Origin of the sequence: Nesterenkonia massiliensis (genome assembly GCF_000455245.1) — a bacterium.
Lineage (GTDB): Bacteria > Actinomycetota > Actinomycetes > Actinomycetales > Micrococcaceae > Nesterenkonia > Nesterenkonia rhizosphaerae.
Genome location: NZ_HG005169.1, coordinates 74,613 through 83,129, shown reverse-complemented (window position 1 = coordinate 83,129; position 8,517 = coordinate 74,613). Strand labels below are relative to the sequence as shown.

The window sequence follows — 8,517 nt, the reverse complement described above, 5'->3', positions numbered from 1 at the left end:
GGGTCTGCTGAAGGTTTGGTTGACTTCAAGACTGCTTAGAAAGCAGGAAGGATGGAAGTCATGCCGAAAGTCGTCTATACCGAGGAGTTCCGCCGGACCGCCGTGGAGCTGGTTGCTGGCGGGATGAGCCAGAAGCAGGTCTGCGCGGATATGGGCTGCTCGAAATCTGCGCTGCAGTCCTGGGTCCGGGCCGCGAAGCTCGAAGAGCACGGGATCGAGCCGGCTAAGGATGTTGAGGAGTCTCGGGAACAGGCGAAGATGCTGCGCCGGATCCGTGAGCTGGAGCAGGAGAACAAGGTCCTGCGCGAAGCTGCGGCGTATCTCTCCCAGGCGAATTTGAAGCTGGGTGGGGCCTCCCCAAAATGATGTTCCCGCTGGTCCGTGACCTTGCCGCCGCCGGGGTGCCGGTGGCGGTGACCTGCCGGGTTCTGGGTTTCACCAAGCAAGCGTTCTACAAATGGGCAGCAGCCCCGATTTCTCAGCGGGATTGGGAGGAGGCTCACCTGCTCAACGCCGCAATCGATGTTCATGCTGATGACCCGGAGTTCGGGCACCGGTTCATCGCTGATGAGCTCGCCGCCGCCGGGTACCGGGCCTCTGAGCGGCGGGTGTGGCGGTTGTGCTCACAGCAGCAGATCTTCTCCGCCACTCAGCGCAAGGGCGGGAAGAATCACAAGAAGCCAGGCCCGCCAGTTTGTGATGACCTGCTGGCCCGGGATTTCACCGCCACCAGGTCGAATCAGAAGTGGCTGGTGGACATCACCGAGCACCGTACCGGTGAGGGCAAGCTCTACCTGTGTGCGATCAAGGATGTCTTCAGCAACCGGATCGTGGGCTATGCGATCGATTCCAGGATGAAATCACAGCTGGCTGTGGCCGCCCTGCATGATGCGGTTTCCCGCCGCGGAGGACCCTCAGAAGTGGCCGGATGCATTGTCCATTCGGATAGAGGGTCGCAGTTTCGTTCACGGAAATTCCAGCGGGTGCTGAAGGGGTACAAGCTGGCTGGGTCCATGGGACGGGTCGGGGCTGCTGGGGATAACGCGGCGATGGAGAGCTTCTTCTCGACGTTGCAGAAGAACGTGCTCAACAGGCAGTCCTGGGCCACCAGGGATCAGTTGCGAGCCCGGATCATTCACTGGATCGAAGGGACCTATCATCGCCGCCGCCGACAGCGGAGGCTGGGTAAGCTGACTCCGGTCGAGTACGAGACCGTTCACAAGGATGCCGTCGCCCTGGCGGCATAAGCCCGACGGTCAACCGAACCTTCAGCAGACCCGAACCTGTACGCGAACTGAACTTAATGCTAATGTTCCCCTGGGTTGCGAGTTCGTCGGGAAGGCCGCTTGGGCAGCCTCAGGTCGCAAGAGAACCTACGTACATGACTGCTTCACACGGAGACTATGAATATGCTGCCAGCGATGCCCCTTGCAAGAGTGAACAACCACAGAAAGGGCGCCCCTTTTCTTGCGACTCTTGCGCTGGTGGTCGTCGCGATTCTGATCGCCGGGTTCCTTCCAACCGCGTCACAGCCGCAGACCCTTGATGCCCAGCCGGCCTCGGTCCAGGGGCAGCTCCAGTGCACCGAGGTGTACTCCATGCAGGGCACCTCCGGGGGGACCACCGTTGGTGGAAGCCAGAACCTCTGGCGGATCAACACCCAGACCGGCGCACAGACCCAGGTCGGGACGTTCAGCGCGCCGAACAACGCGTCTCAGGTCAACGCGATGGGAATCTCCGCCAACGGCGAGTCGGTCTACGGCATCTATCGGGTGGGGTCGCAGGCTGCGGGCACGCAGACCATCTTCCGGAACAACACCACCAACGGCACCACAACGACTCTGGGAACCACTCCGCAGGGAGTCGCCATCACCCACGGCGCCGTCAACCCGGACACCGGCATCTACTACTACGGCGGATTCTCCGGCGCGGTGCTCAACGTCTACGGCTTCAACCCCAATAACGGCACGAACCTCGGCCTGGTCGCCTCCGGCACCGTACCCACCTCCGGCGGCAATGGCGACTTCGCCTTCGACAACAGCGGAAACCTCTACTACGTCGGATCAGACTCAGCCAACACAAATAACCAGGGCAGCACGCTGGGAGTCATCGGACAGGCTCTGCCGACCACACCCAATTCAGCCATCACCATCACCGGCACCGCGATCTCCGTCATCCGTTCCGACCAGGGCATCAACGGCATCGCCTACGGCTCCGACGGTCTGCTGTACATGTCTAGCGGAAACCGTTTCTTCGCTGCAGACCCGACCAGCGGTGATGTGCTCCGCAGCGCCTCCTGGGGCATCGCAGGCACCACAGATATGGGATCCTGCGCCGTGCCCAGCACACTGACGCTGCAGAAGGACTTCGTCGATGGTCGCTTCGCGGCGGATGACCAGGTCACGCTCAACCTCACCGGGAACGGACTCGAAGTGGGCGGCGCCGGCAACACCGGTGTGACCCAGGGCAACCAGCCCGGCGTCCAGAACCAGCGCCCCAGCGAGCTTGCGGGTCCTGTTCCGGTCCGACCAAACCGCACCTTCTACTTCAACGAGGTCGGGGCTGGCGCGGACGAGCTCAACTACGACTCCAGCTACGTCTGTGTTGATCAGTCCACCGATACCGAACTGACCTCAGGCGTTGGCACCAGCGGTGAGGTGACGATCCCCGCCACAGCCGGTGGAAGCAACGTGGTCTGCACCTTCTCCAACGACGCACAGCGCCCGTCGATGTCTCTGCAGAAGACCAGCAGTCTTGCAGATGAGAACGAGAACAACGTCGCCGACGCCGGAGAGGTGATCACCTACACCTTCATCGTGACCAACACCGGTGAGACGGTGCTGGACGATGTGCGGATCGAAGATGACCGGGTCCAGGAGATCTCTCCAGCCTCGGTGGACGGGCTGGAGCCGGGTGAGACGGCGGAGTTCACCGCCGAGTACACGGTGACGCAGTCTGACGTCAACGGCGGCACCGACATCGAGAACAGCGCAGACGCACTCGCGGTCTCAGACCGCGGTCAGGACGTCGCCACGGGACCCTCCCAGACGAACACCCCCATCGCGGCCCGCGCGCCGGGACTTTCGCTGAGCAAAGACAACAGCATCCGCGGAGAGAGCACCGTGGCCGAGGTCGGTGACGTCATCGACTACACCTTCACGGTGACCAATACCGGAAACACCACGCTGACCGATGTCACTATCGACGATCCCCAGGTCGAGGGAATCAGCCCGGAATCTGCGGACCTCGAGCCGGGAGAATCGGCGACCTTCGAGGCCGAGTACATCGTCACCCAGGCGGACATCGACTCCGGCGCCCCGCAGATCACCAACACGGCCACCGCATCCGGGGCACGCCCGGGATCTGATGACCCGGTGAACTCTAACCCGGCATCGACAAACACCCCGCTGGCCGCCCAGGACAGCAGCCTGGGCCTGGTGAAGTCGAGCACGCTCAACGACGAGAACGAAAACAACGTGGCCGATCTGGATGAGACGATCGGTTACACCTTCACGGTGACGAACACCGGCAACACCACGCTGACCGACGTCACGATCGCCGATGAGCGCATCTCCGGCACAGATCCAGGCTCGATCGAGAGCTTGGCACCTGGAGAATCTGCAGAGCTCACCGCCACGTACTCCGTCTCCCAGGCGGACATCGACTCTGGCAGCGACATCGTGAACGTCGCCACCGCCGTGGGCTCGTCCCCCGGAGGCCAGGAGATCGCATCCCGCCCCTCGGAGACCAACACCCCGGTAGCCGCACAGGCCAGCGCCCTGAGTCTGCAGAAGACCGGCGCCCTGTTCTCTGACGCCGATGGCGACGGCCGTGCCGACGTGGGTGACGTCATCGAATACACCTTCCTGGTCCGCAACCAGGGCAACGTCTCCCTCTCTGAGGTCGGTATCTCCGACGAGCGCCTGTCCGGAACCGAACCTGGCGCAGTGTCAACATTGGCGCCAGGCGAGGAAGCTTCCTTTACGGCGCTCTACACGGTGACCCAGGCAGACCTCGACGCCTCCGGCACCGATGTACTGAACACCGCCACTGCCAGCGGCCTTCCCCCGGGTGGAGGTGACCGGATCGCCAGCGGCCCTTCCGTTGCCAACATCCCGCTCGCGGGGCGGGAGAACAGCCTGAGCCTGCAGAAAACCAGCGAGCTCAACGATATCGACGAGGCAGGCAATCAGCCCGGCGCAGCTGACGCGGGGGAGACGATCACCTACACCTTCGTCGTCACAAACACCGGAAACACCACGATGACCGGAGTTGACGTCCTCGATCAGACCTTGGCGGACCGACAGGTCAGCGTGAACGGTGGTCCGGTGGAGGCGTTGGAGCCCGGTGGCACTGCGTCGTTCTCGGCGGAGTACATCGTCACCCAGGGCGATGTCGACGCGGGTACAGACATCTTCAATTCAGCCACCGCAGTGGGCACCCCGGCCGGAGAGGAGGACCCCATCGAGTCCTCGCCATCCTCCGCCAACACCCCAGTCACGCCTCAGGCCACCGGAATCTCGGTGCAGAAAACGGCTGTCTTGGACGACACTGACGACTCGGGCATCGACAACGCTGCGAACGCAGGTGAACAGGTGACCTACAGCTTCGTTGTCACCAACACAGGCAACACCACACTCACAAACGTGAGCATCCAGGATGAGCTCCTCAACCAACGCGGAGTAGAGGTTACGCCTGGTTCAGTGGATTCCTTGGCGCCCAATGAGCAGGTCACGTTCACCGCCACCTACGAGATCGGCCAGGCCGACGTCGACGCGGGCACTGACCTGCTGAACACCGCCACCGCCAGCGCGGACAGCCCCGGCGGCGCTGTGCTCAGCGGGGAATCGACCGCGAACGTGCCGGTGGCAGCGCAGGCCAACGGGCTGGTGATCCAGAAGACTGATGAGCTGCAGGACGAGAACGGCAACGGCGTCGCCGATGCCGGGGAGACCATCAACTACAGCTTCCTGGTCACCAACACCGGCAACACCACCCTCACCGACGTGACCGTCGACGACGATCGCATCGACTCCGGCACCCTGGATCCCAGCGGCGTCGCCTCGCTCGCACCCGGGGAGCAGGCCAGCTTCACCGGCAGCTACCAGGTCACGCAGGCAGACGTGGACGCCGCTCAAGGCAGCGAATCCAACGGGTCCGAGATCGTCAACATCGCCTCGGCCACCGGCGTCTCGCCAAGCGGCGACGGCCTTCGAAGCGACACTGATACGGCCAGCACGCCGGTCGCCCCGGCGGCCGCGGGTCTCTCGATCCAGAAGTCGGCCATCCTCGACGAGGACAACGAGACCGGTGTCGTCTCGGTGGGAGAGACCATCACCTATGAATTCCTGATCACGAACACCGGCAACACCACGCTGTTCGGCATCGGGGTCGACGACGACAAGGTCGATGAGGTCTCCCTCGTGGAGCCCGAGAGCCTGGAGGATGGACTTGCTCCGGGAGACCAGGCGGTCTTCCGAGCCACGTACACCGTGACGCAGGCAGATATCGACTCCACTGACCCCGAGGACATCATCAATACCGCCTCGGCGTTCGGGACACCCCCCAACGGTGACTCGGCGAACCCGGTCCTTTCGCCCAACCCTTCCTCCACTAACACGCCGACCGAGCAGCGCTCGCCCGGGATCAGTATTGAGAAGACCGGGCAGATCGCGGAGGGTGCGGAGAGCGCCGGCGTCGGTGACATCATCGACTACACCTTCGAGGTGGAGAACACCGGGAACACCACGCTGACCGACGTCCGCATCGAGGATGAGATGGTCAGCGATCTCGATCCGGCCTCCGTGGAGTCCCTTGCTCCAGGCGAGACTGCCACGTTCACAGCGTCCTACCAGGTCACGCAGTCCGACGTCGACGGCGGTGCCGGGGTGCTGAACACGGCCAGGGTCGCTGCGGAGACTCCGGAGGGAACGACCATCGATTCCTTCGACAGTGCCGACACTCCCACCGACGCGCCGGACAACCAGCTGCTGCTGGAGAAGTCCAACGAGCTGGCAGACGAGAACGAGAATTCGCTGGCGGACCTGGGCGAGATCATCGAGTACTCCTTCGTGGTCACCAACCTTGGCAATACCACGCTCACGGATGTGACGATCGAGGACGAAAGGATCGACGAGGACTCACTGGACCCGCAGGTGGTCGATTCGCTGGCCCCAGGGGACTCTGCGACATTCACCGCGACTTACACGGTGACGCAGCAGGACCTTGATCGTGGCGAAGAGATCCTCAACACGGCGGTGGCATCGGCGGCGACCCCGCAGGATGGGCCCCGGCTGCTCTCCAACGAGTCGTCGACCACTACCCCGATCGATCCGCCGAATCCCGGGATCAGCCTTGAGAAGACCGCGGCACTGCTCGGCGACGGATCAGAACTCCCGGCTGAGTCGGGCGATGAGATCGGCTACACGTTCGTCGTCACCAATACCGGTAATCAGACGCTGACGGACGTGAGGATCAACGACGACCGTGTCGAGTCGGTCTCGCCGGAGTCGGTGGACACGCTGGCACCGGGCGAGCAGGCAGAGTTCACGGCTGACTATGAGGTCACCCAGAGTGACATCGATGCCGGCGAAGATGTGGTCAACATCGCCACTGCAACGGGTGATCTGCCCGCCGGCGGAGAGATCACCTCCGGCCCGGATTCCGCGAACCTTCCGGTGGCAGCTGGTGACCCCGCAGTCTCCCTGATCAAGGAATCTGAGCTGGCCGATGAGAACGAGAACAATGTGGCCGATGCGGGTGAAGTCATCGACTACACCTTCACCGTGGTCAACAACGGGAACGTGACGCTGACCGAGGTCACGCTCTCAGATGACCTCATCGATGAGTCCACGCTGACACCCAGCAGCATCGATTCTCTGGCCCCAGGTGAGAGCGCCGAGTTCACGGCCTCCTACACGGTGTCCCAGGAGGATGTGGATGCAGGGCAGAACATCGTCAACATCGCGACGGTCTCCGGTTCAGATCCCGACGGCGAGTCGGTGGTCTCTGGACCCTCGACGACCTCCACGCCGGTGGCGCCCGCTGCGGTCGCGCTGGTGCTCCAGAAGTCCGCGGAACTGGAGGACGCCAACGGCAACGGGCTCGCTGACGTCGGAGAGAACATCGGTTACACCTTCGTCGTGCTCAATGCCAGCAATGTGACCATCTCCGAGGTGGAGATCGATGACGACCGCGTGCCCGAAGTGGCACCGGCTCAGATCGAGGCCCTGGCTCCAGGTGAGACAGCCGTCTTCACGGCCGGGTACACGGTGACCCAGGCTGACATCGACGAGGGTGGGAACATTCTCAACACCGCGACGGCAACCGGAGCCAACCCCAATGGCGACTCGGTGGTCTCCAACGAGTCCACCGCCCGGGTTCTGGCGCTCCCGCAGGCTCTGGGAATCTTCATGGAGAAGACCGGTGTGCTCCAGGATGAGAACGGAAACGGAACCGCTGATGCCGGGGAGCTCATCGACTACAGCTTTGCGGTCATCAACACCGGCAATGTGACGCTGACCGATGTGCAGATCGACGACGATCGGGTGGACTCGGTCTCTCCGAGCTCTATCGATTCGCTCGCCCCCGGCGAGACTGCTGAGTTCAACGCTTCCTATGAAGTCACGCAGGATGATGTGGACGCCGGTACGGATATCGTCAACACGGCGACCGCCTTCGGTGACACCACCACCGGTGAAACCGTGCGCTCGGTGCCCTCATCGGCCAATGTCCCCGTCTCCGATCAGCAGGAGGGTATCTCCGTCCTGAAGAGCTCGGTGCTTGGCGATGCGAACGAGAACGGCGTCGCCGATGCGGGTGAGACGATTACCTACACCTTCGTTGCCACCAACACGGGGGAGCGGACGCTAACCGATGTCGGCATCATCGATGACCGAGTGGAGGGACTCAGCCCCGAGTCCGTAGACGCCCTCGCCCCAGGAGAGAGCGCCGAATTCACAGCGGAGTATTCGGTCTCCGAGGCCGATGTCGCCGCGGGTTCGGACATCGTGAATGTCGCGACTGCGCGGGCGGAGAACCCCGATGGAGAGTCTGTAGAGTCTGCACCCTCGCAGACCAACACGCCCGTCGCAGCTCCGCTCCCTTCGGAAGAGCCGACTGAGCCTGAGTCGGGTGACAGCCCCGACGGCGATACGCCTCAGGATGGTGGGCAGGCCCCCGACGGTGATGCGCCTGAGGATGGTGGGCAGGCCCCCGACGGTGATGCGCCTGAGGATGGTGGGCAGGCCCCCGACGGCGATACGCCTGGGGGCGGAGATTCGACGGCCTCGGGGGATGAACCGTCCTCTGGTGAAGGCGCATCGGAAGGCCCTCTAGCTATGACGGGTGCCCAAGGTCTGGCACTGGCGTTGGGCCTTGGTGCATTGCTGATTGTCATCGGTGGTGCGCTAATGCGGAGGTCGCGCGTCACTGAAGACTAGGCGACGACATGGGCAGCCGTAGGCGGAGCCAGGGCAGGTGTGACTTGCTCTGGCTTCGCCTATATCAAGCGTGTTT

Annotated in this window: 1 protein-coding gene and 1 pseudogene; both read left to right on the top strand. The window is 63.2% G+C overall.

Annotation, left to right across the window (positions count from 1 at the left end):
* The first annotated feature begins 60 nt into the window (after positions 1-60).
* A pseudogene (locus TX78_RS08945) lies at positions 61-1,247 on the top strand (IS3 family transposase).
* A gap of 174 nt (positions 1,248-1,421) precedes the next feature.
* Entirely contained in the window at positions 1,422-8,441 is a 7,020-nt protein-coding gene (locus TX78_RS08940; protein ID WP_158644324.1) for a DUF7507 domain-containing protein, read from the top strand.
* The last annotated feature ends 76 nt before the right edge of the window (positions 8,442-8,517 follow it).